This window comes from Weissella paramesenteroides ATCC 33313, from assembly GCF_000160575.1.
Classification (GTDB): Bacteria; Bacillota; Bacilli; order Lactobacillales; family Lactobacillaceae; genus Weissella; species Weissella paramesenteroides.
Genome location: NZ_GG697129.1, coordinates 204,615 through 230,571 on the forward strand (window position 1 = coordinate 204,615; position 25,957 = coordinate 230,571).

The 25,957-nt window shown below is 40.8% G+C and carries 27 protein-coding genes and 2 other annotated features; of the genes, 1 reads left to right on the plus strand and 26 read right to left on the minus strand.

Annotation, left to right across the window (positions count from 1 at the left end; translation table 11 throughout):
* Nucleotides 1–4: 4 nt before the first annotated feature.
* The 26 genes from HMPREF0877_RS03840 to cysS form a co-directional block, all read right to left on the minus strand.
* On the minus strand, nucleotides 5–1,684 hold the full coding sequence (locus HMPREF0877_RS03840) for an NAD(P)/FAD-dependent oxidoreductase (protein ID WP_002827917.1): 1,680 nt from the start codon (nucleotides 1,682–1,684) through the stop codon (nucleotides 5–7).
* Nucleotides 1,685–1,943: 259 nt separating this feature from the next.
* Complete coding sequence (locus HMPREF0877_RS03845) at nucleotides 1,944–2,888, minus strand: metal ABC transporter substrate-binding protein (protein ID WP_002827918.1); 945 nt, start codon at nucleotides 2,886–2,888, stop codon at nucleotides 1,944–1,946.
* Nucleotides 2,872–3,732: a metal ABC transporter permease gene (locus tag HMPREF0877_RS03850; RefSeq protein WP_040760522.1), complete on the minus strand. Its 861-nt coding sequence runs from the start codon at nucleotides 3,730–3,732 to the stop codon at nucleotides 2,872–2,874. Before HMPREF0877_RS03850 ends, HMPREF0877_RS03845 begins: the two co-directional genes overlap by 17 nt.
* Nucleotide 3,733: 1 nt before the next feature.
* Nucleotides 3,734–4,468, minus strand: a complete 735-nt coding sequence (locus HMPREF0877_RS03855) for a metal ABC transporter ATP-binding protein (protein ID WP_040760524.1) — start codon at nucleotides 4,466–4,468, stop codon at nucleotides 3,734–3,736.
* Nucleotides 4,469–4,727: 259 nt separating this feature from the next.
* Nucleotides 4,728–5,603 carry a serine hydrolase gene (locus tag HMPREF0877_RS03860; RefSeq protein WP_040760525.1) on the minus strand — a complete coding sequence of 292 codons (876 nt, stop codon included), beginning with the start codon at nucleotides 5,601–5,603 and terminating at the stop codon, nucleotides 4,728–4,730.
* Nucleotides 5,604–5,803: 200 nt separating this feature from the next.
* Nucleotides 5,804–6,169, minus strand: coding sequence for a 50S ribosomal protein L7/L12 (rplL, locus tag HMPREF0877_RS03865; RefSeq protein WP_002827923.1), 366 nt, complete (start codon nucleotides 6,167–6,169; stop codon nucleotides 5,804–5,806).
* A gap of 88 nt (nucleotides 6,170–6,257) precedes the next feature.
* A complete protein-coding gene (gene rplJ / locus HMPREF0877_RS03870) occupies nucleotides 6,258–6,761 on the minus strand; it encodes a 50S ribosomal protein L10 (RefSeq protein ID WP_002827924.1) in 504 nt (167 codons plus the stop codon).
* 29 nt (nucleotides 6,762–6,790) lie between these two features.
* Nucleotides 6,791–6,918: a sequence feature (ribosomal protein L10 leader region), on the minus strand.
* 69 nt (nucleotides 6,919–6,987) lie between these two features.
* Nucleotides 6,988–7,677, minus strand: coding sequence for a 50S ribosomal protein L1 (gene rplA / locus HMPREF0877_RS03875; protein ID WP_002827925.1), 690 nt, complete (start codon nucleotides 7,675–7,677; stop codon nucleotides 6,988–6,990).
* Between the two features lie 96 nt (nucleotides 7,678–7,773).
* Nucleotides 7,774–8,199, minus strand: a complete 426-nt coding sequence (rplK, locus tag HMPREF0877_RS03880) for a 50S ribosomal protein L11 (RefSeq protein ID WP_002827926.1) — start codon at nucleotides 8,197–8,199, stop codon at nucleotides 7,774–7,776.
* Nucleotides 8,200–8,342: 143 nt separating this feature from the next.
* Entirely contained in the window at nucleotides 8,343–8,897 is a 555-nt protein-coding gene (gene nusG, locus HMPREF0877_RS03885) for a transcription termination/antitermination protein NusG (RefSeq protein ID WP_002827927.1), read from the minus strand.
* Between the two features lie 104 nt (nucleotides 8,898–9,001).
* Complete coding sequence (gene secE, locus HMPREF0877_RS03890) at nucleotides 9,002–9,172, minus strand: preprotein translocase subunit SecE (protein ID WP_002827928.1); 171 nt, start codon at nucleotides 9,170–9,172, stop codon at nucleotides 9,002–9,004.
* A gap of 23 nt (nucleotides 9,173–9,195) precedes the next feature.
* Nucleotides 9,196–9,345 carry a 50S ribosomal protein L33 gene (gene rpmG / locus HMPREF0877_RS09970; RefSeq protein ID WP_002827929.1) on the minus strand — a complete coding sequence of 50 codons (150 nt, stop codon included), beginning with the start codon at nucleotides 9,343–9,345 and terminating at the stop codon, nucleotides 9,196–9,198.
* Nucleotides 9,346–9,413: 68 nt separating this feature from the next.
* Nucleotides 9,414–9,965: an RNA polymerase sigma factor gene (locus HMPREF0877_RS03895; protein ID WP_040760526.1), complete on the minus strand. Its 552-nt coding sequence runs from the start codon at nucleotides 9,963–9,965 to the stop codon at nucleotides 9,414–9,416.
* Between the two features lie 120 nt (nucleotides 9,966–10,085).
* Nucleotides 10,086–10,892 carry a 23S rRNA (guanosine(2251)-2'-O)-methyltransferase RlmB gene (gene rlmB / locus HMPREF0877_RS03900; protein ID WP_002827931.1) on the minus strand — a complete coding sequence of 269 codons (807 nt, stop codon included), beginning with the start codon at nucleotides 10,890–10,892 and terminating at the stop codon, nucleotides 10,086–10,088.
* A complete protein-coding gene (locus tag HMPREF0877_RS03905; RefSeq protein WP_040760527.1) occupies nucleotides 10,876–11,301 on the minus strand; it encodes a Mini-ribonuclease 3 in 426 nt (141 codons plus the stop codon). The genes rlmB and HMPREF0877_RS03905 overlap by 17 nt, the downstream gene beginning before the upstream one ends.
* A 52-nt stretch (nucleotides 11,302–11,353) precedes the next feature.
* Nucleotides 11,354–11,974, minus strand: coding sequence for an orotate phosphoribosyltransferase (pyrE, locus tag HMPREF0877_RS03910; protein WP_002827933.1), 621 nt, complete (start codon nucleotides 11,972–11,974; stop codon nucleotides 11,354–11,356).
* A 3-nt stretch (nucleotides 11,975–11,977) separates the two neighbouring features.
* Nucleotides 11,978–12,685, minus strand: coding sequence for an orotidine-5'-phosphate decarboxylase (gene pyrF / locus HMPREF0877_RS03915; protein WP_002827934.1), 708 nt, complete (start codon nucleotides 12,683–12,685; stop codon nucleotides 11,978–11,980).
* Complete coding sequence (locus tag HMPREF0877_RS03920; RefSeq protein WP_002827935.1) at nucleotides 12,682–13,653, minus strand: dihydroorotate dehydrogenase; 972 nt, start codon at nucleotides 13,651–13,653, stop codon at nucleotides 12,682–12,684. Before HMPREF0877_RS03920 ends, pyrF begins: the two co-directional genes overlap by 4 nt.
* A gap of 25 nt (nucleotides 13,654–13,678) precedes the next feature.
* On the minus strand, nucleotides 13,679–16,855 hold the full coding sequence (carB, locus tag HMPREF0877_RS03925; protein ID WP_002827936.1) for a carbamoyl-phosphate synthase large subunit: 3,177 nt from the start codon (nucleotides 16,853–16,855) through the stop codon (nucleotides 13,679–13,681).
* Entirely contained in the window at nucleotides 16,848–17,933 is a 1,086-nt protein-coding gene (locus tag HMPREF0877_RS03930) for a carbamoyl phosphate synthase small subunit (protein ID WP_002827937.1), read from the minus strand. Before HMPREF0877_RS03930 ends, carB begins: the two co-directional genes overlap by 8 nt.
* 9 nt (nucleotides 17,934–17,942) lie before the next feature.
* Nucleotides 17,943–19,220, minus strand: a complete 1,278-nt coding sequence (locus HMPREF0877_RS03935; protein WP_002827938.1) for a dihydroorotase — start codon at nucleotides 19,218–19,220, stop codon at nucleotides 17,943–17,945.
* 1 nt (nucleotide 19,221) lies between these two features.
* Nucleotides 19,222–20,124 carry an aspartate carbamoyltransferase catalytic subunit gene (locus HMPREF0877_RS03940; RefSeq protein ID WP_002827939.1) on the minus strand — a complete coding sequence of 301 codons (903 nt, stop codon included), beginning with the start codon at nucleotides 20,122–20,124 and terminating at the stop codon, nucleotides 19,222–19,224.
* A 285-nt stretch (nucleotides 20,125–20,409) separates the two neighbouring features.
* A complete protein-coding gene (locus tag HMPREF0877_RS03945; RefSeq protein WP_040760528.1) occupies nucleotides 20,410–21,366 on the minus strand; it encodes a KpsF/GutQ family sugar-phosphate isomerase in 957 nt (318 codons plus the stop codon).
* Nucleotides 21,350–22,201, minus strand: a complete 852-nt coding sequence (kdsA, locus tag HMPREF0877_RS03950) for a 3-deoxy-8-phosphooctulonate synthase (protein WP_002827942.1) — start codon at nucleotides 22,199–22,201, stop codon at nucleotides 21,350–21,352. Before kdsA ends, HMPREF0877_RS03945 begins: the two co-directional genes overlap by 17 nt.
* Before the next feature lie 204 nt (nucleotides 22,202–22,405).
* The gene (locus HMPREF0877_RS03955) at nucleotides 22,406–22,885 is read right to left on the minus strand and encodes an S-ribosylhomocysteine lyase (protein WP_002827944.1); all 480 of its coding nucleotides are present in this window, start codon (nucleotides 22,883–22,885) and stop codon (nucleotides 22,406–22,408) included.
* A gap of 85 nt (nucleotides 22,886–22,970) precedes the next feature.
* Nucleotides 22,971–23,182: a binding site (T-box leader), on the minus strand.
* A 79-nt stretch (nucleotides 23,183–23,261) separates the two neighbouring features.
* Nucleotides 23,262–24,677: a cysteine--tRNA ligase gene (cysS, locus tag HMPREF0877_RS03960; protein ID WP_002827945.1), complete on the minus strand. Its 1,416-nt coding sequence runs from the start codon at nucleotides 24,675–24,677 to the stop codon at nucleotides 23,262–23,264.
* A 246-nt stretch (nucleotides 24,678–24,923) separates the two neighbouring features.
* Between cysS and HMPREF0877_RS03965 the strand changes: the two genes are divergently transcribed.
* A complete protein-coding gene (locus HMPREF0877_RS03965; protein ID WP_040760529.1) occupies nucleotides 24,924–25,940 on the plus strand; it encodes an aldo/keto reductase in 1,017 nt (338 codons plus the stop codon).
* The last annotated feature ends 17 nt before the right edge of the window (nucleotides 25,941–25,957 follow it).

Genomic DNA, 25,957 nt, shown 5'->3' on the forward strand with positions numbered 1-25,957 from the left:
CAGATTACTTGTGCATGTCGTTATAGTGTGACTTTGCTTTACCATACCATGATGCACCTAGTGAACGCTCTAGGAATGGTGTTACCCAGTAATCCAATCCGATTGTACGTCCAGCACCGTTCATCAAGGCAAGTGAGGCAAATGGAATTAACAAGGCAGCCACAGTCACACCGGTACCAGCAAAGACCATTACCAAACCAAAGATGAAACCAACAAATGCGGCAATTGATGTTAGGAAACCAAAGACAAGCAACCAACCAACGATTGTTGCAATCATACCAGCACCACCACCAAGGGTTGCACCTAATGAGATCCAAGTAATTCCCATAACAATACGCAAAGGCACTGACCACAAAACGTTGCCGACACGTGACGTCCAACCGAAGAATGGGTTACGCCCATTTGGTGTACGGAAGAATTCATCCAATGTGTATTGGAACATGTGGTAACCACTTGAGATTTGCATGAAGAAGTAGAAGTTGATAATGTGCTTGAACATGTTAGCGATAAAGCCAGTTACCGACCAACCATCCTTACCAATCTTCATATTACCAATTTGTTGTACAACACCAACCGTGTAATGTGAACCGATTGAAACGGCATATCCTTGGTAGTGACCCTTAAATTCATGACGTTCACCAGTTTGACCAGTTACATCGTAAACAACGTTTGGTACAACAGTGTTAGCAGCTGACTCACCACCTTCAACAGTTTGTGGTGTCCAACCAGCACGTGGATTATTAGGATCTGCAAGTGCAGGTTCTTGATAAGCGGCCACGTCACCCGCAACATAGATGTCTTCTTCACCCAAAGCACGTGAGTACTCGTCGGCTAGGAAACGGCCACCAGGGCCTTGTTGTAAGCCCCACTTAGCACCTTGTGGCTTAGCCTTAACACCGGCTGTCCAAACCAAAGTCTCAGTTGGCACCTCTGTACCATCCTTCAATAGTGCAGCGTGCTCCTTAACCTCAACAACACCAGCTGACTTACGCAACTTGATGCCGTGGTTGATCATGTATTGCTCACCCTTGCCGGCTAGCTTACGATCTGACAACATATTCAAAATTGTTGGCACAGCTTCGATAACTTCCAACTTGATTTCTGATTCATCCAAGTTGTTTGCACGAGCTAATTCACGACGTTGTTCAATCAATTCACCAGCTAATTCAACACCAGTAAATCCTGATCCGACAACAGCAATCGTCAACTTTGCCTCACGTAATGCTGGATCGGTTTCCATCGCTCCTTCGCGGATAACTTCTTCGATGTGTGCACGTAATTTAACAGCTTCTTCAAATGACCATAGCGTGTACCCATACTCTTCAACACCAGGCGTACCAAATGTATTTGTCGTACCACCAGTTGCAATAACCAATTTCTCATAAGTGAATTCACCTTCTGATGTCTTGATTACCTTTGCTGACTTGTCGATGTCCTCAACGTTAGCCGTCACGATTTTTACATTTGATTGGTGCTTAAATAATGTTCCCAAATCAAATTGCACGTGCTTTGGCTCGACACGCTTCGTTGCAACTTCATGTAACTCTGTCATGTAAGTCATAAATGAGTGACGATCAATCAATACGATTTGATAGTCGGTGTTTTTCAGTCTTTTAGCCAATTTACGCGCAGTGAATACACCGGAAAAGCCGGCCCCTACTACAACGATGTTTTTGCTAGCCATATTAAATCTCCTCAATAAAAATTCCTACAAAACCAATAAATTAATAAGTCCAATGATACATTGTATCGTTGAATACTCGCTTTGTAAACCTAGTTACCCAGAATGTTAACCGGATAGCTAATTTTCTCACAATTCCATTATAACAATTTTTATGGAAAACAATCACAAATTTGTCACAAATATCGTACAGTTATTCAAGTAAACAAAAAACGCATTAACTAGTTTAAAAACCTAATTAATGCATCTATTACTTATTGATTTATTTTGCTAACATACCGTCATGAATTTTGTCGATATTCCACTTAACCATGTCGTAGTATGTGTCACCTTGCGTACCCTTCTTAGCCAATGAATCCGTATAAATTTTTGAATAAATTGGCAACTTTGTTTCCTTTGATACTTGCTTCATCGACTTGGGTGAAACTGAACTTTCAACAAACAATGACTTAACGTCTGACTGATCAATCTTAGCTAGTACTTGTTTCATCTGTTCAGGTGTACCTTGCGCTTCAGTGTTGATTTCCCAGATAAATGCCGGTGTAATCCCGTATGCTTTTGAAAAGTATTTAAAGGCACCTTCCGATGTCACTAATAAACGTTGCTTTTCTGGGATATCTGCAAACTTACTTTGCGCTTCTTTATGCAATTTTGCTAACTTTTCAACATATGCATCTGTCCGCTTTTGATATGCTTTTGCGTGCTTCGGATCCTTATCTTGTAGCACGCCGCTAATCATATTGACATACTTTATCCCATTGTTAAGATCTAGCCAAGCATGCGGATCAGTTTCATTTTCCTTGCCAGATTCAGTCAAATACATTGGTTTTACATGTTTTGAAGCGGCAAATACTTCTTTATCATCACGCTTATTAGCTGTCTTTGTTAACTTACTGAACCAGCCACTTCCCCCCGTTTCCAGATTCAAACCATTGTGGAATAGTACATCTGCTTCGGTTGCTGCCGCAATGTCATCAGTTGTTGGATCATATTCGTGCGGGTCCGTGCCACGTTTGACAATACTGTAAACTTGGACATGCTTACCACCAACTTGTTCAACCATATCTTCTAAAATAGAATTTGTTGTCACGACCCGCAACTTCTCGCTTGTCGTTGATTTTTGTTCACCACGACCATTGACGAAGAAGAAAATACCACCACCGACAACTAGTAAAGTAATGACAACAATACTAAGCTTTTTTAACATTTTTAACTCCTAACTTGGCAAGAATACCTTGCTTTGGGGCAACAACAAATGAAACCAAAAAGATAATGGCTGCGACTAACACGATTGCTGGACCAGATGCCCAATTCATCGTGTATGACAGATATAATCCAATGATTGAAGCTAAGGCACCGACACCAGAAGAGACAAATAACATGTGTACTAAGCGGTTTGTCCATAAGAACGCCGTAGCTGCGGGCGTAATTAACATTGCAACAATTAAAATGATACCAACCGTTTGCAAAGCTGAAACAGTTACTAATGTCAGAATAATCATTAAACCATAATGAATAATGCTCGTATTCAAACCATATGACTTTGCAAACACTTCATCAAATGAGGTGATTTGCAATTCTTTAAATAAGACGAAAATAAAAATGATAACAATCGCCAAAACAATAAATGTTGATAATAGATCTGAATCAGAAACCGCTAAAACATTTCCGAATAGGATATGATGCAAGTTTGTTGATGATTCTGCCATTGAAATTAGAATAAATCCTAATGCAAAAAATGCTGAAAAAACAATACCAATAGCTGTGTCATTTTTTAACTTACTATTTGAGGCAACAAAACCAATCAATAATGCTGCAATAACACCAAACGTTGTTGCACCAATCATCAGGTTGACACCCAACATGTAAGCAACGGCCACTCCAGGTAAGACAGAATGTGAAATCGCATCACCCATTAATGACATACCACGTAAAATAATAAAACTACCAATGATTCCTGACATAATACCAACCATAATGGCCGCCATCAGCGCACTTTGTAGGAAGTTATAATGTCCTAATGCATGCAAAAATTCAATAATACTTTTCATATTAAGCACCTGCAATCTTATTGAAGAGCACGGCACTTAAATCAGCAGAAAACGCACGCGTCATATTCTCCTGAGTGTATACCGTTGAGACGGGACCATGAGCAATCACACCATGATTCATAATCAGTAACTCATCAAAGTAGGCAGCCACTTTGTTTAAATCGTGATGCACAACGATAATTGTTTTACCTGCATTACGCCAGCCACGTAAAACATTCATAATTTCTTCTTCAGATTTCATATCAATACCGACAAATGGTTCGTCGAGAATCACAACATCAGCTTGTTGAACGATTGCCCGTGCAACAAAGACGCGCTGTAATTGGCCACCTGATAATTCACCAATTTGACGATTTTTAAATTCGACTAGATTGACTTGTTTTAAAGCATCAATTGCCAGTTCCCTTTCTTTTCGACCAGGGCTTTTGAATAATCCTAACTTGCCATACGTGCCAGTTAAAACCACCTCAAAAACACTGATAGGAAATGTCAAATCAAGTGCCGCACGTTGTTCAACGTAAGCAATTTTTTGACGCACCCGGTTAATGGGTGTCCCACTTAAAGTAGCATTACCAGAACGACGGACTAATCCCAAAGCACCCTTGATTAAGGTTGACTTACCAGCACCATTCGGTCCAATTATCCCTGTAATTTTCCCTGATGCAAAATTAACGGATAAATCTGTGAATACTGGTACATTGCTGTAAGCGACAGTTAAGTCGTTGATTTGCAGCATAAATATATCTCCCAATTCATAAAATATTTTCATTGTTTTAAAAATATATTTTTCTTAAAACAACTTATTCATCATAATAAATTTCATAAAACTAATCAATATATTTTCTTAAATGAAAAATAACCGTAAAGACATCTCAACTTTGTAAATTTTGTTGCACAAAAAAGAGCCGATTTAACCATTTAAAATTGGTAAATCGACGTCTTATGAAATCAAATATTAAAAGTAACGAAGCCTTATTTTAACAACAACACTGTTCTTATTTTGCTAATTCACGATAGGTTTGTTTTGATAACTTCTCGATTAAATTAATCCCATCTTCTTCTGTATCACTACCATTTGTCAAGACAGCAATGACATAATCCGCTTGCTTGTTTTTAATGTGCCCAATACTATTAACGATCCATCCATCATCATCTGGTAACCAACCATTTTTTAAGGCCATCTTCGCATCAGATGGTACACCAGCAGTAATTCCCCAACGTTGACTAGGTTCTACCTGACTCATCAACTTCTGCGCGAACTGTTGCGAATCTGATGACAAAATATTACTTCGATAGAAAATATTACGTAACAAAATTACTTGGTCAGGGGCGGTTGTTGTTGAGCTACCCCAGGCCGCAACATCCATTTTAGAATCATTCATTGATAAGGCATTAAATAAATCATCAGGCGCAGCATACCCACCCATTTGATATAACAAATTTGTCGTCGCGTCATTGTCACTATCTTCAATCATGGCTGTGGCTAATGTTTGCTGATCGTCTGTCAATGTCTCATTAGCAACCTCGTGCTGACTTAATAGATTCGCCAAAACAGACACCTTCACAACACTTGCTGTCGGAAAGGTTTCTTGATTGCTATCACGCAATGTTATCAATTGCTTATGTTTTTGATCATAAACAGCTATATCGACGTTAACTTTTTCTCCCTTTAATGATTTTTGCCATGAATGTGTGAGATTTTTTTTATAATCAATTTTTTTCATCTTAGGTGTAATGGTTCTCATAATTTCTTTATGATGTGGCCACACGATAGCAATAATACCAACGGTAAAAATTGCTGCAATGGCCAGTGATAACCACTTCATCTTTTTCTTTTTAGGGTTTTCTTCACGCGAGCGTAACCCTCTCATGTTTTTATTATTCATATCTAATAGTATACGACAACATTCAGTAAACGGTGTTAACCAATTGTGTCATAGATATGTCAAAATCATTTGCTATTAGTAACGTCACATCATTTTCAAATCAAACTTACTTACAATACAAAAAAAGCTACTTGCTTACACAAGTAGCTTTTTTTAGTCATTTCTGACTGCTCAACCGAATAAAATTACTTTACAGTAACTGCGGCACCAGCTTCTTCAAGCTTTGCCTTCAATTCGTTAGCGTCGTCTTCTGAAAGACCTTCCTTGATGATTGAAGGTGCATCGTCAACAAGACCCTTAGCGTCCTTCAAGCCCAAACCAGTTGCTTCACGAACTGCCTTGATAACCTTAACCTTAGCAGTACCTGCTGAAGTCAACTCAACGTCGAATTCAGTCTTAGCAGCGGCGTCACCACCAGCTGCACCAGCAGCTGCAACAGGGGCAGCAGCTGAAACACCAAATTCTTCTTCGATAGCTGAAACCAAGTCAGCCAAGTCCATGATCGTAGCTTCCTTCAATGAAGCGATGATTGAATCCTTATCAAATGCCATGATAAATAATCTCCTCTTAATATTTGCTTTTTGCAATTTTAATTTTGGGCAATGCCCGATAGTTTAAGCTGCGAATCTAAGCGATTGCTTAGGCTTCAGCTTCTCCCTTTGCGTCTGATACAGCTTTAACTGCATAGGCAAAGTTGCGAACAGGTGCTTGCAATGTTGACAACAACATTGATAGCAAACCGTCGCGGTCTGGCAATGAAGCGTACTTATTGATTTCGTCAATAGATACGATATTACCATCGATGTATCCACCCTTGATTTCCAAGGCATCGATATCATCAGCATACTTCTTCAAAACACGGGCAGGTGCGATTGCATCGTCGGCTGAAAAGGCAACAGCTGAAGGACCAGCAAATAGGTCGTTCAACTCTGACAAATCAGCAGCTTCAGCGGCGCGAGTCAAGACTTTGTTCTTGATAACACGTAGCTCAACACCTTCTCCACGTAATTCAGCACGCAACTTGTTTGATTCCTCAACAGTCAAGCCACGAACGTCAGCAACAACGGCAGACGTTGCGTTCTTGAACTTGTCAGCAACTTCGGCAACTTGTTGTGCTTTAACAGCAATGGTTGCTTCACTCATGGTATAATGTTCCTCCTGTTTAGATTTTGATTCTTACCAAAAGACCCCCAGTACATACTGCACCGGGGGTCAAAAGTCGCTTTCGCGTTTTTTCACTTCCTCGGCGGGATATTGAGTCTTGCGACACCTGCGTCTTAGGTAGAATCGATTTATTACTTCAACTACTTTAACAGGTAGTCGAGGAAGTGTCAACAGATGCTTCGACTATTTTTTAGAATAATCTAAATTATAGTGAAGAAATGTCGATGTTCACAGCAGGACCAAATGTTGAAGCGATTGATACGTGTTGTACGTATGTTCCCTTAACAGCGGCTGGACGTGAACGCAAGATAACAGCAGCCAATGACTTGATGTTTCCTGCAAGCTTGTCAGCATCGAATGATACCTTACCAACTGGTACAGCAACGTTTCCGTCACGATCAGTACGGTAAGTAACCTTACCTGACTTAGCTTCTGAAACAGCCTTAGCAACGTCAAACGTAACAGTACCAGTCTTAGGGTTAGGCATCAACCCCTTAGGTCCCAAGACACGTCCAACACGTCCAACTTGTGCCATCATATCTGGTGTTGCGATTGCAACATCAAAGTCTAACCATCCACCTTGGATACGTTGTACCAAGTCAGCGGCTCCGACAACATCAGCACCAGCTTCTTCAGCTTCTTTAGCCTTATCACCTTGTGCAAAGACCACAACAGTTTGGTCCTTACCAGTACCGTTAGGCAAAACAACGGCACCACGCAATTGTTGATCAGCTTGACGCGTATCAACGTTTAAGTTAAATGCAATTTCAACAGTTGCATCAAACTTGGCAAAGTCAATATCCTTTACCAATGCAGCAGCTTCCTCAACAGTGTACAACTTGACACTGTCAACTTTTTCAGCAGCTGCTAAATAATTCTTACCATACTTAGCCATGGTAGCTATTCCTCCTTGCAAACGCGGTCAAACGGTCATTGACCTCCCGCTTGATCTTGCTTAGTTTCCTATGCGATCCGTACGTTACTTGTTTAATTAGCCTTCAACAGTGAAGCCCATTGAACGAGCAGTACCTTCAATCATGCGAACAGCTGCATCTACGTCAGCTGCGTTTAGATCTTGCATCTTAGTTTCTGCAATTTCACGAACTTGTGCTGCAGTAACTGTAGCGACCTTCTTCGTGTTAGGCTCACCAGAACCCTTTTCAACACCAGCGGCCTTCTTCAAAAGAACAGCTGCTGGAGGAGTCTTGGTAACGAACTCGAATGAACGATCTTCATATACAGTAATAACTACAGGGATTAGCAAACCGCCTTGGTCGGCAGTGCGAGCATTAAACTCCTTTGCGAATCCCATGATGTTAACACCAGCTTGACCCAAAGCAGGTCCAACTGGAGGTGCAGGTGTAGCCTTACCGGCTGGAATCTGCAACTTAACAATACTTGAAACTTTCTTAGCCACGATTGTTTCCTCCTTCGTGTTTGTGGTGTAAATGGCGCGTTTCGATTTACGCCTCCCACATATGTGCCTAATAACAACACATACTAAATTATAATAACAAAACACTCAGCTTATAGCAAGCTAAGTGTTCAAGTTTTTTATATTTATTTAACTGGCTTAATGTCGTTAAATGAAATTTGGGTTGGTGTATCACGACCAAACATGTTGATCAAGATCGTTACTTCTTGATGTTCATCATCAATGGCTGTAATTTCACCTTCTTGACCCGCAAAACTACCTGAAACAACATCAACTGAATCACCAACGACAACATCCAAGTGTTCAACTTTACGTTCAACTAAGTTCATTCGTGCCAACATATCATCAACTTCTTCTGGTAGCAAAGGCACTGGCTTTGAACCACCACCGTGAGAACCTAAGAAACCAGTCACACCTGGTGTATTACGAACAACGTACCAAGCTTCGTCAGTCATGATCATTTCAACCAAAGCATATCCTGGGAAATCATTTTCTTTAACAATCTTTGTCTCGCCGTCTTTTTCAACTTCAACTTCTTGTTCTGGCACCAACACACGGAAAATATAATCCGTCATACCCATTGTTTCAATACGTGATTCCAAATTTGACTTCACACGATTTTCGTATCCTGCATATGTGTGCAAAACATACCATTGCTTATCGAACGACTCAGTTGCCATGATTGCCTCCTCAGACTAATTGACATAAATTTTTGTAAATTAAAAACCCTCCAAAGTTGAGGGTTTTATCTGCTAATTGATAGCTATAGTATAGCGCATTTTGTTTACTTAGACAACCAAGTAATTCCTTGTTCAAATACCCAGTCAGCGCCCCCAAAGATAAGCGCAAAGGCTAATCCGGTAAACACAACAATCGTTGTATTATGGACATTCTCACTAAAGGTTGGCCAAGTAACTGTATGCATTTCTTTAATAACACTTGATATAAACTTCATCTGTAAACCTCTGTTCGATGCTCTTACATTGTTTCTCGATGCAACGTGTGATTACCACAATACTTGCAAAACTTCTTTACCTCTAAACGTTCAACACGAGTAGGCTTTTTAACAACCATGTAATTTCGTGAACCACAAACACTACATGCTAAAGCGACTTTTTTCACTGCCATTTGGCGCCACCGCTCTTCCTAATTTCTATTTTCGTACCATAAAGTGTAACACTTTTATTAGTAAACAGCTAGTTGTTTTTCATTTCTAGCTGATAGAGATGGTGCCATTTACGCCGAATGCCATAACACCATGACCGCGAGCGCTGAATACGTTGTGCTGCTTCTGCCATCCCGTAACCTTGCACCAGCCAAAAGACTAGTTCACGTTCTTTACCGGGAAGTGTCGCATACCATTCCAAAACAAACGACATCAAATATTGTTGATGACTCTCAAAGCGTTCGCAAGCGGTCTCTGTTTCATAAGGGACAATCGTTTCTTGTAAAACAGGAACTTGAAAATCCAGTACACGGTATTCATTACGCCAAAGTTGCACAACATGGGTTTGTAAAGCTTGCTTGTAGTAGAGCGTCAGTGCTGCCCAGGTCCGATTACGTAATAATCGTAAGGTCTTATGCAGGACGACCCGACATTCATGCTGCCAATCAATTGGCTGCGATCGGACACGTTGTTGTTGATAGGTCTTCCAAATTAGTCCCTCAAATTCATTGAGAATGGCTTGAAATGCTATCTCATCCCCAGATTGGGCAGGCAAAATTAAATTCACTCGTTTGTCACGCACAGTATTCACCCTTTCCTTACTAATGTAAGAAAAGCATACTGTAAATCCTGGCAAAACGTCACACTTATGCTGCACAAAATAACTAGCACCCACGTAACTATGTTGTCAGAGCATATTTTCTTATGCTAATGGATGACGACTATTATAGCCTTGATAAATAAGTAGGCTGGCTGCCACTGAAGCATTCAAACTTTGGACATGGCCAATCATTGGGATGGTCAATGTTTCATCAACAGACTTTTTCAATAATGGTGAAATACCCTTACCTTCATTGCCAATAATTAATGCCGTTGCTCCTGTGGCATCCCAACGTCGATAATCGTTACCATTCATATCAGTACCAAATACCCAAACACCACGTTCTTTTAGTTGTTCAACTGTTTGCACCAGATTTGTCACCCGCGCAACGGGTACATGTTCAATCGCACCCGTTGAAGTTTTAGCAACAACTGACGTTAACTGCACTGCTCGGCGCTTTGGAATAATAATACCGTGAACACCTGCAGCATCAGCCGTTCGCATGATTGAACCAAGATTATGTGGATCTTCAATTGAATCTAGCACTAAGAAAAATGGTGCTTCATCTTTTTCAGCTGCTTTAGCAAACAAATCATCAATCGTTACATATGCATAGGCTGCAATTGATAACACAACCCCCTGATGATTTTCACCATTCGTTAATTCATCAAGTTTTGCCTTCGGTGCATCTTGCATGACCAAACCACGTTTTTTAGCTAAGCTCGCCAATTCATTACGTGCTTTATCAGCCAAGCCGGTCTGTAACCAGACTTTATTGATTTCTGTTTGACCTTTTAATGCCTCAACAGCTGCATGATGTCCGTAGACAAATTCCGCTTGATTTTCACCTTGTGGTTCATGTTGTTGTCGCTTGCCACCGGCTTGTTTTTTATTATTTCGTTGTCCCATGATTAACTGTTTGCCCACTTTCCACTTGTTTATAAATCCATGAAATTAGCTCTTCTAAGCGTTCTGTCTGATTACTAGCACCTAAATAACCAATGACTGCTTCGAAACCAGTTGAAATTCGGTAGGTAACAACATCTGTGTTCTTAGCCTTGGTATGTGAATTAGCATTACGTCCGCGTTTAAAATATTTTTGTTCCGTTTCGGTATAAATTCCTTCTGCTTCGATTAACGCATATAATGCTGCATGTGCCTTAGCTGAGACATACTTCTTTGATTCACGTTGTAATTTAGCTGGCTTGGTAATACCTTTTGCTAGTAGGTGTTGTCGAATGTAAACTTCATAGACAGCATCCCCATAATAAGCTAAATCCAGCCCATTTAATTGTTCATAATTTATCTTCTCGTTCATGTTTCCTATCATACCATTTTATGCATAAAAATGGACATAAACTCGTTGATGACTATTCAAGGGTCCTGTGCCAGTCAGCAATCATCGTTAACTCTTCAGCAGTGATTTTACCAGTTTGTTGGGCAACCTGAATTAAGCTAGAAAAATTAGTGAGTGATGAAAAATGCGTGGCTGCTTGAGCAAAGTTCATCGTGGCTGCGGGTAATTCATAAGAGAAAATAGCCGCAACTCCCAGCACTTCACCACCAGCAGCTTGTGTCGCCTTCACAGCGCCCAAAACAGAACCCCCCGTCGAGATTAAATCATCAATTAGGACAACTTTTTGTCCGGCGGCCAGCAAACCTTCAATTTGCTTTCCAGTGCCGTGGTCCTTGGGCTTTGATCGGACATAGATCATTGGTAACTCTAATTTTTCAGCAACCCATGCTGCATGGGGGATCCCAGCAGTCGCAACACCGCCAATCACTGCGACATCTGGGTATTGTTCTTTAATTAAAGCAGCAAGACCATCAATAATAATGCGGCGAGCATCTGGGAAAGAAATCGTCTTGCGATTATCTGTATAAATTGGACTTTTAATACCTGATGCCCATGTAAATGGATCATTTGGTTGTAATTTGATTGCAGCAATATCTAATAAAGACTTAGCAACCGCTGTTTGATAATCTACCATTTTTCACCTCTTATGAAATTCTGTCACTACTTGTTCGTAGGTCACAACTGGATCCAGTGCCTGAGTGATTGATCGTCCAACAACAATGCCATTCGCACCTCGTTGTTGTGCTTGGACGGGTGTCATGACGCGACTTTGATCACCTTGTTCATCGCCTAATAGGCGGATACCTGGTGTAATCGATAAAAATGACTCACTGGTTGCACCATGAATTGCTTGTGACTCATATGCTGATGAAATCACACCAGCCAGTCCTGATTTTTGAGCCAGTTGTGCCAGATGAATAACCGAATCATTCAACGACACTGCCAGTTGTTGCGTGGCTTGTAATTCGTCTTCAGTGAATGAAGTTAGTTGCGTAATTGCTAATAATTTTGGTCCTTTAGTCTGCGTCAATGTTGCTTCTTTAGCTGCAGTCATCATGCGAATACCACCAGCAGCATGCAATGTTAAATAATCCACCCCGAGTCGTGTGATATTCTTCGTTGCCTGGCCAACTGTGTGTGGAATATCATATAATTTCAAATCAAGAAATACTGTGTAACCACGTTCCTTCAAAGCGGTGACAAATGCTGGCCCTTCACGATAAAACAATTCCATGCCGACTTTCACTGCTAGTTGTTGATTTTTTGGAAATCGGTCTAGAAAACGCCATGCTACTGACGCTTCAGGAAAATCTAAGGCAATAAAAACTGGATTTAGGGTACTCATGATTGCTCCTTTTTAATAGTCTGCCAGTCATGTTCATTCTCTGGTAATGCACGTAATGCATTAGTGACATCACTTACCTTATCAAAATGATATTTATCTAATGCTGCCGGCAAAGCATCGATCAACTTAGGCAGGCATAACTTATCAATGCTATTCATGACCCCGACCTGGACAGCTGATGCGCCTGCCATCATTAATTCAAGGGCATCGTCAATCGATGACACCCCACCAACACCGATAATCGGAATATGAACAGCTGATGCGGCTTCCCAAATTAATTCTACTGCCAATGGATGCAGCGCTTCACCGGATAAGCCACCCTTACCGCGATATAAACGTGCGGAACGGCTTTGCAAATCTAAGCTCATACCGACGAGCGTATTAACCATCGTCAAGCCATCAGCGCCTGCATTTTCTGCAGTAACCGCTAATGGTTTAATATCTGTAACATTTGGTGACAATTTGGCATAAATGGCCTTTGTAGTCACTGCACGTACGGCACTCACAACTGAATGAATCCCTGACTCCGTAACCCCAAAAGCACACCCACCTTCATCAACATTGGGACATGATAAATTCAATTCAATCGCATTAATTGCTGGTAATTTGTCGATAATTTTAGCCAATTGCACAAACTCATCAACTGTTGCACCTGAAATTGATAACATCTTCGGTAGGTCGGGTAATTTTGCTGCTAATTCTGGTAAAAAATCTGCTTTTACGGCTGCAATACCTGGATTAGCCAATCCAACTGAGTTTAAAATACCTGCTTTTGTGTTTACGATCCAAGGTTGTGGGTTCCCTGTGCGTGGTGCTAAAGTGGTGGTTTTTAACACTAAAGCACCTAACTTATTGAGGTCAAAGTCATCCATATGGTCAAGACCATAATAGAAGGCCCCCGACGATGGCATAAAGGGATTCTTAAGCTTTAGGCCTGGTAAAGAAACTGCGTAGCGTTCATCATTCATGTGCTAATTCTCCTTTATTATCGTGTTATGCCGGGGTAATCGTAAATGCTTGCGATTCAAGCACACTTAATAGCGCCTTCACTGTATCAAAGGCTGTAAATAGAGGCACCGCATTTTCAATAGCTGCATTACGAATCAAACGGCTATCGTTAACAGTTGCCACATCTTGGTGCGTTGAATTAATCACTAACTGTAAATCACCTTGGCTTAGTGCAGTCACCGCATTATGATTCGTTTCACTGATTTTATCGAGAACCTGCACATGTAATCCGTGCTGCATCAGATACTCACCTGTCCCGGCTGTTGCAAATAATTGGAATCCCAGTTCATTAAAACGTTGGGCCAAGGTCAGCGCTTCAGCCTTGTCTTCATCAGCAATGGTGAACAAGACATTCCCTTCATGTGGTATTTTAATGTTTGAAGCCACAAAGGCTTTGTAAAGCGCCTTCTCAAAAGTCCTGTCTGACCCCATGACTTCACCGGTTGACTTCATTTCAGGACCTAGTAAGGAATCAACCGCTGGTAACTTCGTAAATGAGAAAATAGGTGACTTCACATGAACCATCGTCGATTCGGGAACTAGGCCAGTTGTGAATCCCATATCAGCTAACTTTTCACCTAACATGACCCGTGTCGCTAGCTGTGCCAACTTCAAATGGGTAACTTTTGAAATGAATGGTACAGTTCTTGAAGCTCGTGGATTAACCTCAATCACATAGGCAGTATCTTCATGAATGACAAACTGAACATTCATCAAGCCAATCGTATCCAAACTCTTAGCCAAAGCGATTGAAGCCGTAATAATTTCCTGTTTGACCTTATCAGACAACGTTTGCGTTGGATAAACCGACATTGAGTCACCAGAATGGACACCAGCTCGTTCAATGTGTTCCATAATTCCTGGTATCACAACCGTCTCGCCATCAGATAACACATCAACTTCCGCTTCAGAACCGACCAAGTACGAGTCGATCAAGACGGGATGATCATGTGAAACTTGCACAGCACGACCCATATAATCTTGTAACTCCACCTCATTATTAACAATTTCCATTGCACGGCCACCGAGCACATATGAAGGGCGTACCAAAACTGGATAGCCAACTGTTTCTGCAGCATGTAGCGCTTCGGCAATCGTCGTCGCTGTTTTACCCATTGGTTGTGCCAAAGCTAACTGTTTAATCACTTGATCAAATTCTTCACGATCTTCTGCGCGATTTAGATTTGCCACACTAGTACCCAAGATATTTACACCAGCATCAACAAGTGGCTCAGCTAAGTTAATGGCCGTTTGGCCACCGAATTGCACAACAACACCCAATGGTTGTTCTAAATGCACTACATTCAAGACGTCCTCTAGTGTTAATGGCTCAAAATACAACTTATCAGAGACCGAAAAGTCTGTTGAGACCGTTTCTGGATTTGAATTCATAATAATCGCTTCATACCCAGCTGCCTGAATGGCTTTCACCGCATGCACTGTTGCATAGTCGAATTCAACACCTTGACCAATCCGAATCGGACCTGAACCAAGAACCAGCACACTTTGCTTATCAGTCATGACCGATTCATTCTCTGTCTCATACGTTGCATAATAATAAGGTGTTTGTGAAGAAAATTCTGCCGCTACCGTATCAACCATTTTATAGACCGGCTGAATAGCAGCATCTACCCGGAATGATGCCACTTCTGCGGCTGACCACTGCCAGATGTCAGCAATTGTCTGATCAGCAAAACCATTTTGTTTTGCTTGTTGCAAGACTTGTTCATCACCAACATGCGCTACCAAGTTTTCTTCGATTTCGATAAGATGCAGGACCTTATCTAAGAAGAAATAGTCAATCGCTGTGCGCTGATGGATTTCATCTACCGAAATGCCACGGCGTAATAATTCACCAATCATAAACAAACGATCATCGCGTGCCGGCATTAAATCGGCAAGTAGTTTTTCAGTTGAAATTTCTGGAAAATTGACATCCCGTAAACTGATTGCCCCAATCTCTAATGAGCGCACTGCCTTATTCATTGCCTCTTCAATATTGCGCCCAATTGCCATCACCTCGCCAGTAGCCTTCATTTGCGTACCCAAGTGACGATCAGCGGTTGCAAATTTATCAAATGGCCAACGTGGAATTTTAACAACAACATAGTCTAAAGCTGGTTCAAAAGCTGCCTTGGTCGTTCCAGTGACCGGATTGATAATTTCATCCAATGTTAAACCAACTGCAATTTTAGCTGCCATCTTAGCAATGGGATAACCCGTTGCTTTTGATGCCAATGCTGAAGAGCGTGAAACACGTGGATTAACTTCAATAATGTCGTAGTTAAATGAATTTGGATCCAAGGCCATTTGAATATTGACCCCACCTTCAATTTTCAATGCCCGAATAATCTTTAATGCTGCATCTCGCATCATTTGTAATTCACGGTCGGACAATGTTTGTACTGGCGCCACCACAATTGAATCCCCTGTATGGATACCAACTGGATCAAAATTTTCCATTGAAGCAACAATCAAGGCATTATCAGCTGCATCTCGCATCACTTCAAATTCAATTTCTTTATAGCCCGCAATTGACTGCTCAATAAGTACTTGTGTCACTGGTGATAATTCCAACCCATTTGCCGCAATTGTCTGTAATTCAGCTTCATTATTTGCAATCCCACCACCAGTACCACCTAATGTGTACGCTGGTCGAACAATAACTGGATAACCATTTGTTTCAGCGAATGATAAGGCTTGTGCAACTGTGACAGCAATCATTGATTCAGGGACCGGTTCATTTAAGCGGGTCATTAAGTTTTTAAATGCTTCGCGATCTTCTGCTTCTTCAATTGCTGATAATTTTGTACCAAGCAAGATAATGCCTAATTCATCCAAAATCCCTGTTTCAGCTAGTTGCTTAGCCATATTCAGACCAGTTTGACCACCAAGCGTTGGCAAAATCGCATCAGGTCGTTCTTTACGTAAAATTCGTGATAAAAATTCTACTGATAATGGTTCAATATAAACTTCATCGGCAATTTCACTGTCAGTCATGATCGTGGCTGGATTTGAATTTACCAAAACGACTTCATAACCCTCTTCTTTGAGCGACATCGCCGCTTGCGTACCTGAATAATCAAATTCGGCAGCTTGACCAATAATAATCGGACCTGAGCCAATCACCAAAATTTTGTGAATATCTGTACGTTTAGGCATGTTGTTTTTGTCCTTTCTTCGTTGCGACAATCATTGCGAGGAAGTCATCAAATAAATATTCTGCATCATGCGGACCAGGGGCGGCATCCGGATGAAATTGTACGGAAAATGCTGGTCGATTCTTCAAACGGAGTCCTTCAACCGTGTGGTCATTAATTTCCTCATGGGTAATTTCTAGATTTGTACCAATAATTGATTCAGCAGCAACTGCGTAGCCATGGTTTTGCGATGTGAAATCAATTTGATCTTTCACCAAATTTCTCACTGCGTGATTGAAGCCACGATGACCAAACTTTAGTTTATAGGTTTCGGCACCATTCGCTAACGCAAATAATTGGTGGCCTAAACAAATACCCATTAGAGGCAATTTCGCTTCTAACTCACGAATAACCGGTAAAATGTGTGCGACTGATTCAGGATTTCCCGGTCCATTTGAAAGCAGCACCCCATCAGGATCCATATCCAAAATCGTCTGTGCTGCAACATCAGCAGGAAATACCATCACATTAACGCCACGTTTTGCTAATGAACGGAGAATTGAATTTTTCAATCCAAAGTCAATCAGAGCAATTGATAATCCTTCGGTTGGATTCACATAGGTCGTCTTTGTTGTCATTTTGGCAACTTCATTCGTGATTGGTTGAATATCTTGCAAGTTTGCTACGGTCTCATCAGTTATTTCATCAACAATTGCTGCCTTCATGACGCCATGCTCACGAATTTCCTTGGTCAAGGCTCGTGTATCGACACCAGTAATACCTGGTAAATCCATCTTTTCAGCCCATTCCGCGATGGACATTTGTTGTCGCCAATTTGATGGTCGCCGTGCAATTTCATGAGCCACAATTGCTGTTGCGGTGGGCTTTAGTGATTCATAATCATCACGATTGATGCCATAGTTACCAATTAGCGGATAAGTAAATGTCAATATTTGACCAAAATAAGAAATATCAGTCAATGATTCTTGATAACCGGTCATACCGGTATTAAAAACAATTTCGCCTGCAACAACTTTTGCTGAGCCAAAACCTTCTCCGATATAAACTGACCCATTTTCTAAAACAAGATAACGTTCCATGTTTTCCTCCTATGCCTCATAAGCAATCTGACCGTCAACGACCGTTAATAAGGTTTGTCCATAAATCGTTGCGCCGATAAATGGTGTGTTAACACCTTTTGATGCAAATTCATCTGCTGTAACTGTATGTTCGTGATCAATATCGAATAATGCCATATCTGCTGGTGCGCCAATGGTTAATTCACGATTGCCTGGTAGATTGAATGCCTGACTTGGTTGAATAATCATCCAGTTCAATAACTGTTCCACAGTGGCAATCCCTGATTTTACAAAATGCGTGTACATCAATTGAAAACTCGTTTCAATACCAGTAATCCCGAAAGCAGCGCCAATAAATGAACCTTGCTTTTCTTCGTGACTATGTGGTGCATGATCAGTGGCCACCATGTCAATCGTGCCATCCAATAAGCCAGCAATGACTGCTGCGCGATCAGCTGGTGTCCGCAGTGGCGGATTCATTTTAAAGTAGGCATTATCACCCGTAATATGGGTTTCATCGAGTAATAGATGGTGTGGTGAGACTTCAGCAGTAACATGCACCCCCTGTGATTTCGCAAAACGCACTAAGTTAACTGATTCTTTCGTTGAAATATGTGCGACATGGTAGTGTACCCCAGTTGCTTTCGCGATAACTAAATCTCGTGCCAGTTGCGATGATTCAGCCAATGGGTCAATACCAGGTAACCCTAATTCTCGTGAACGTGTACCCAAATTCATCACACCACCATTCACAAGTGATTCGTCTTCCACATGCGCGACTAATGGCCGATGAACCTTGGCAGCTGCTTGCATTGCCGTCAACATCGTTGCAGCCGTTTGAACCCCTTTACCATCATTTGTAAAGGCAATGGCACCATCTGCCGCCAAAGCAGCCATATCACTCACATCTTCAGCTATTAATCCTTCTGAAATGGCGGCATATTGATAAATATGGACCCGCCCATTTGCTTCATTATTAGCTTTGATTTGCTGAAACGCCGCCTGTGTTGCCGGTACCGGATTAAGATTTGGCATTGCAAGTACGGTCGTAAAACCGCCACGAGCTGCTGCCAGTGAACCTGTTGCGACCGTTTCTTTATAGGCAAAGCCCGGTTCACGGAAATGCACGTGAACATCGACCAATCCTGGTGTTAGCAAGGCGCCATGCGCATCGATTGTACGTGTAGCAGGTGTTGTTACTTTATCAGCAATTTCAACAATTTTTCCGTCATTGATCAATACATCCTGCATCTTTAACTCATTATCATGAATCAAGTGGCGGGCATTTTTAATTAATAATTGTCCCATCTTATTGTTCCTCCATTAATGCGCTCAAGATGGCCATCCTTGCATAAACACCATTTGCCATTTGGGTGAAAATTCTTGATTTATCAGCTTCAACCAGATCATCAGCAATTTCGACATCCCGATTAACTGGCGCTGGATGCATAATAATCGCGTCATCTTTTAGCTGATTATACCGTTCATGTGTTAATCCATACTGTTGGTGATAATCAGCCACTGCAAATGTTTGATTCTCAGTCATTGCTAAGCGTTCATGCTGTACACGTAGTAACATCAGGACATCAATCTCGTTCAAATCATCATCCAATGATTGATAGGTACCATATTGATCAAAATCAGCTGGATACCAAGCTGTTGGTCCAGCAAAACTAACCGTAGCACCTAAACGATTGAGAATTTCTGCATTTGAACGAGCCACTCGTGAATGGGACAAATCTCCCACGATACGTACTTTTAAACCCTCAAAGTAGCCAAACTGTTCATAAATGGTTATCAGATCCAACAAGCTTTGTGATGGATGTTGCCCATTGCCATCCCCAGCATTAACTAACTTTGGCATCAAGGGTGACTGTTCCGCTATCAATGGAACGTACCAGTCATTGATATTGTGACGTAGCACAACCACATCCACGCCGATGGCGCCGAGTGTCTTCAACGTATCGCTTAAAGTCTCCCCTTTTTGTGTAGAACTTGTCTGTGGATTGACGATAATCTGAGACCAACCTAACTGGCTCTCAGCCATTTGAAAGCTACTAGCAGTTCGTGTTGAGTTTTCGAAAAACAAATTGGCAACATGCTGCTTTGTCTGCGGAACAATCTTTTCCGCCGTCTTATAAGCTAAACTTGTTGCAATTAGCGATGTTATTTCTGACGTTGATAAATCATTCAAATTCACAAAATTCTGCATGTTATCTCCTTATTGATGACACAAAAAAAGCCTTACGAATCCAGTGATTCCTAAGGCTTGCTCATTCAATCGTTGATGCAGTTATCCCATGCTAGGTTCCCCACTCATCAATTAACGTCACCTTTATTAGCCTCACTGGACTACAATTAAAAGGTATTTATGATTGGGTTTAATATAGCACGCTTGTACCATTTAGTAAACAGTTTAACGGATTTTAAAAATCAGTTAAAACGTTTAATGAACTGATATCAACGCATAAAATATTTTTAAAAAAATTTGTTTGATTTATTCATCAAGTACATCATGAATCGTAATGATTCCAACAACCTCGCCGTCATCTTCAACAACTAAGTTAGAGATATTGTGTGAGGCCATTTTCTTCCACGCAACACTATTACGTTTATCAACATCGATACTAATGAATCCCTTGGTCATGTAATCAGCTGCTGTTGATTTTTTAACCATGGATACCTGCAACATCTTCTTACGAATGTCACCATCAGTCACAATACCAACAGCTTTGCCATCTTCATCCTTTACCAAAGTCATACCAACACCGAAATCACTGATTCGATAAATGACATCATTGATTGGTGTATTGATATTGACATATGGGATTTTGGTATGCATCACATTCTTAACCGTTTGCAACAACAATTTTCCAATTGAACCACCTGGATGATACAATGCAAAATCGTCACGCGTAAATTCTTTTTCTTTTTGCACGGCAATCAATAAAGCATCGCCAACAACCAATGTTGCTGTCGTTGAACTTGTTGGCGCTAGTTTGGTGGTGTCTGCTTCAACCGCAACGTCAACAATTAATGGATATGTTGAATTTTGCGCTAATGTGGAATCAGATGCCCCTGTTAAGGCAACGGTCTTGAGATCATCCCCAAAAATTTGCTTGAGAGCAAAAAAAGTTTGAATGACTTCTTGTGTCTCACCACTATTAGAGACAAAAAAAACCAGATCATCTGCTGATACTCGGCCTAAATCTCCATGAAAAGCATTACCAGCATCGATAAAGAAACTAGAAACCCCAATAGATGAAAATGAAGCTGCAATCTTCTCAGCAATAATTCCTGATTTACCAATTGCAATAAAAATTAAACGTCCAGTTGTGTCTAGAATTTCTTCCACGACCTGGTCAAAACTCTCATCTAGTTCATCACGTACTTTTTCTAAGGCCGTAATTTCAGTATTGAAAGTTTCTTTCGCATCATTATAGTAAGTCTTCATCTGCATACACCGCCTTGTTTTCAAGATTTTGATGGAACAATCGATTAGCTTCTTCTAAAATAGGGCGTGCCTTTGATAGATATAGCTGACTGTCCTGATCTGAAATAGCCTTTGGTGGATTTGGATGAACTTCGGCAAAGATACCATCAATTCCAATTGATAACGCTGCCCGCATCAATGGGAAAACATAGTCACGATTACCACCAGAGTGATTACCGTAGCCACTTGGAATCTGGACTGAATGTGTTGCATCAAAGATAATTGGATATTCTGTTTGACGCATCTGAATGAGGCTAGTCATATCAACAACTAACTGATGATAACCAAACATCGTACCTCGTTCAGTCACAAGAATATGCTTATTTTGAGAAGCAACCTTATCCACAGCACTTTGAATATCTTCTGGTGCCATGAATTGTGCCTTTTTAATATTAACAACGCGACCGGTCTTAGCAGCAGCTAGTAACAAGTCTGTTTGACGACTTAGGAACGCTGGAATCTGCAAAACATCTGCTACCTCAGCAACTGGTGCACACTGATATGATTCATGCACATCAGTCACGATTGGTACATTATAATTTTCCTTAATTTTACGTAAAACTTCGAGGCCCGCCTCCATACCGGCACCTCGATCTGATGAAATGGAACTTCGATTTGCCTTATCAAACGATGACTTAAAGACATAATTAATTCCTAACTCATCAGTTATCTTTTTTAGCTCCTCGACAACCTCGGCACAAGTCTCATAAGATTCTATGGCACAGGGTCCTGCTAGTAAAGTTAAACGATCGTCCTTAAAGCCGTACTCATGAAATACATCACTAATCTTTGGCATAAATATTTCCCCCGTTCTAAACTAGTACATCTAAAAAGTAATATTAAAGATTATTAATTTTTTAATATTATATGCTTTTTGCAATTACTTTTCAACTTTTAACTCTTATAGTCAGGTTTTTATTGCAGAAAAAAATCGGCTAATTCCTTATTTATCAAGGGATTGACCGATTATAAATTTAATGACAAAAACTGCCACTTTTTATTAAGCTTGGACCACATGACGGACATATGGGTCATCTGAGAAGCCTTGCTCAAGGATAATTTTTGACCATTCTTTTGCTGAGTGGAGACTGTGATCTTTGTAATTACCACATTCCTTAGCAACTGTTGCTGGCACATCATCCCAAGTGATATCATCACGGATTTTACGTAAGACGCGTGTGAATGTTTCAGCAACTTGAGTTGGTGTGTAATCTACCCAACTGATAATGTGAAACCCTGTACGACAACCAAATGGAGAGATATCAATAATACCATCTAATTCATCACGTACTAAGCTGGCAAATAAGTGCTCTAATGTGTGCACCCCAGCCGTTTCAATTGCGGTCTCATTTGGCTGTGTCAAACGCAAGTCATAATTGACAATTTGTCCCCCATTTGGTCCTTGTTGCGTTTCAATTTTGCGCACGTAAGGTGCCTTTACCTTTGTATGATCCAATGTAAAACTTTCAACTTCTGCCATGTTTAAATCCCTCCTAAATGAATCTTTCTTTTCCCCACATTCGTCATTATAACAACAAACAAAAACGTCCCGCAATCATCTCTGATTACGGGACGTTACCACGTGTTACCACCCGAGTTTGATAAGACAAGCTTACCCTCTAAACGTTATAACGAGCGACCCCGAATGGCACTAGCAATCATGTTCGTGTCATTATGACTCCAAGACCATCTTCTAGCGAAATCGTTACTAGTTTCCACCACCCACTAGCTCTCTACAAACGATCAAACACTATACTCATCTCTTCTATGTCGATACGCCTATGCTAAATCTTCCGTCACGTGGTGTCAACAGAAAAATGAAAATTTTTTCATTTTATAATTTTTGTAGCTATCAATCACTTACGATGCCAACGCGTACCTTGTGGTGTATCTTCCAGAATAATTCCTTGTTCAGCCAATGAATCTCTGATTTCATCAGAACGCGCAAAATTCTTGTTGGTACGTGCATCGTTACGTTCTTGAATAAGTGCCTCAATATCATCATCTAGCAATTCATCATCTGATAAACCATCAACCCCAAAAATACTCATCAGCACAGTAATTTTGTCCAATATAAAGTTTACCGTATCCTGGTAAACCACCTCGGTTGCAGCATATTGATTAGCTAAATCAACAAGTTCATAGATTGCCGTTAAGGCATTGGGTGCATTAAAGTCATCATCCATCGCTGTATTAAACTGCACAACTAATTCACTTGCTTTATCGTCGATCAAGGACTCATCACCAGCAACCGCATCCGTCAAACGGAATGCTAAATTACGATATCCCGTACGAATACGATCTAAATTATGGGCAGCTTGTGTCATATTACTTTCTGAATAGGCAATTGAGCGACGATATTGAGTCGTTGCCATAAAGAAACGTAAGACCATTGGATCATCAATTTGCTGTAATAAATCATGAACCGTTACGAAATTACCCAAAGACTTAGACATCTTTTCATTTTCGTCACCCACAGTAACAAAGCCATTATGAAGCCACTCATTGACAAATTTTTCACCTGTATGAACTTCACTTTGCGCAATTTCATTCGTGTGATGTGGAAATGCCAAATCGATACCACCACCATGAATATCAAAATGATTACCTAAATATTTTGTCGACATCACTGAGCATTCAATGTGCCAACCTGGGCGACCTTTGCCCCATGGTGACTCCCAAGCAATCGCGCCATCACCGTTCTCGCCCTTCCAAACCGCAAAATCCATTGGATCCTCTTTGCGCTCTAGTTCTTCATCATTCAAGCGACCAGCGGCATTAGATGTCATTTCTGCCAAATCTTGATGTGCCAGTGCACCATAATTGTGGAATTTCTTTGCACGATAATAGACATCCCCAGCAGATTCATAAGCATATCCTTTATCAATCAAATCAGCTACGAAATCGATAATTTGGGCAATATGCTCGGTCGCTCGTGGGCGAACCGTTGCCGGCTTAATATTTAAAGCTGCTGTATCCTCATTGAAAGCAGCAATATATTTATCAGCTAATTCCGGTACGGTAATTCCTTGTTCAGCTGCTGCCTTAATCATTTTGTCATCAACATCCGTGAAGTTTGAAACGTAGTTTACTGTGTAACCACGATATTCAAAATAACGGCGAATTGTATCAAACGCAATGGCAGAACGCGCATTCCCAATATGAATATAGTTATAGACAGTTGGTCCACAGACGTACATATTGATTGTGTCATCATGTATTGGGTGGAATGGTTCCTTTGCCAACGTCATTGTATTGAACATTTTAATCATATTCGCGTCCCTCTCTCTTAAAAAATGTCATTTTTATAGCGCCTAAATCAATCTTTCGTCTACTCTCTAGGCTTACACAAATATTTTACCATAAATTTCATAACTTCTAGAATGACTATTAGACAGGCATTAACAAGAAAATTCCTTTGTCATCTTCATTTCTCTTACTTGGATAGAACTAATATAAAAGTTACAATTGACCTTGAAACAATGTCATGCACTTCTAGTCTAGGGGGATTATTCAACATGTATCAAGCAAACGAAAATCGATACAACAACATGGTTTACAATCGTGTTGGTAAAAGCGGTCTCAAACTTTCAGCATTTGGTTTAGGGCTATGGCACAATTTTGGCAGTGTCGATCCACTTGAAAATCAACAAGCAATTATTCATCAAGCATTCGATTTAGGCATTACTTACTTTGACTTGGCTAATAACTATGGCCCAGTGCCTGGTAGTGCTGAAAAGAATTTTGGAGAAATCATGGCTCATGATATGCATGCCTATCGTGATGAATTGGTGATTGCTAGTAAAGCTGGTTACGAAATGTGGGATGGCCCTTATGGCAATTGGGGATCAAAAAAGAGTATCATTGCCAGCGCTGATCAAAGTTTGCGGCGACTACAATTGGACTATGTTGATATTTTCTACTCACATCGTCCAGATCCTGAGACACCAGTTGAAGAGACTGCATTAGCGCTTGATCAACTCGTTCGTTCAGGCAAAGCATTATACATCGGTATCTCTAATTATTCTGGCGAACAAACCAAGGCAATTATTGATGTCTTTAACGAATTAAAGACACCATTTATTATCCATCAGCCTCGCTATAATATGTTCAATCGACAAATCGAGACTGATTTATTACCTGTTTTACGTGAAGCTGGTAAAGCGGCGGCAGTATTTAGTCCCCTTTCACAAGGATTATTGACAGATAAATACCTACATGGTGTGCCAGAAAATTCGCGGGCTGCCAAGTCAACAAGTCCTTTCCTCCATCCACAACAGGTTGAAGCCACAATCAAGACAGTGCAACAATTAAATGAAGTTGCGCAAGCACGTCAACAAACACTTGCTGAAATGGCGCTTGCTTGGAATCTACGTGAACCAGAAATTGCTAGTGTCATTATTGGTGCCAGTCGACCAGAACAATTGGTCGATAATGTTAAAGCCCTTGATAACCTTACTTTTAGTGATGAAGAATTAGCAAAAATCGACGATATTTTAAGTCAACAACCATTGGTTGACTGGAAAGCACATTAAACACAAAAAGCGGCTGA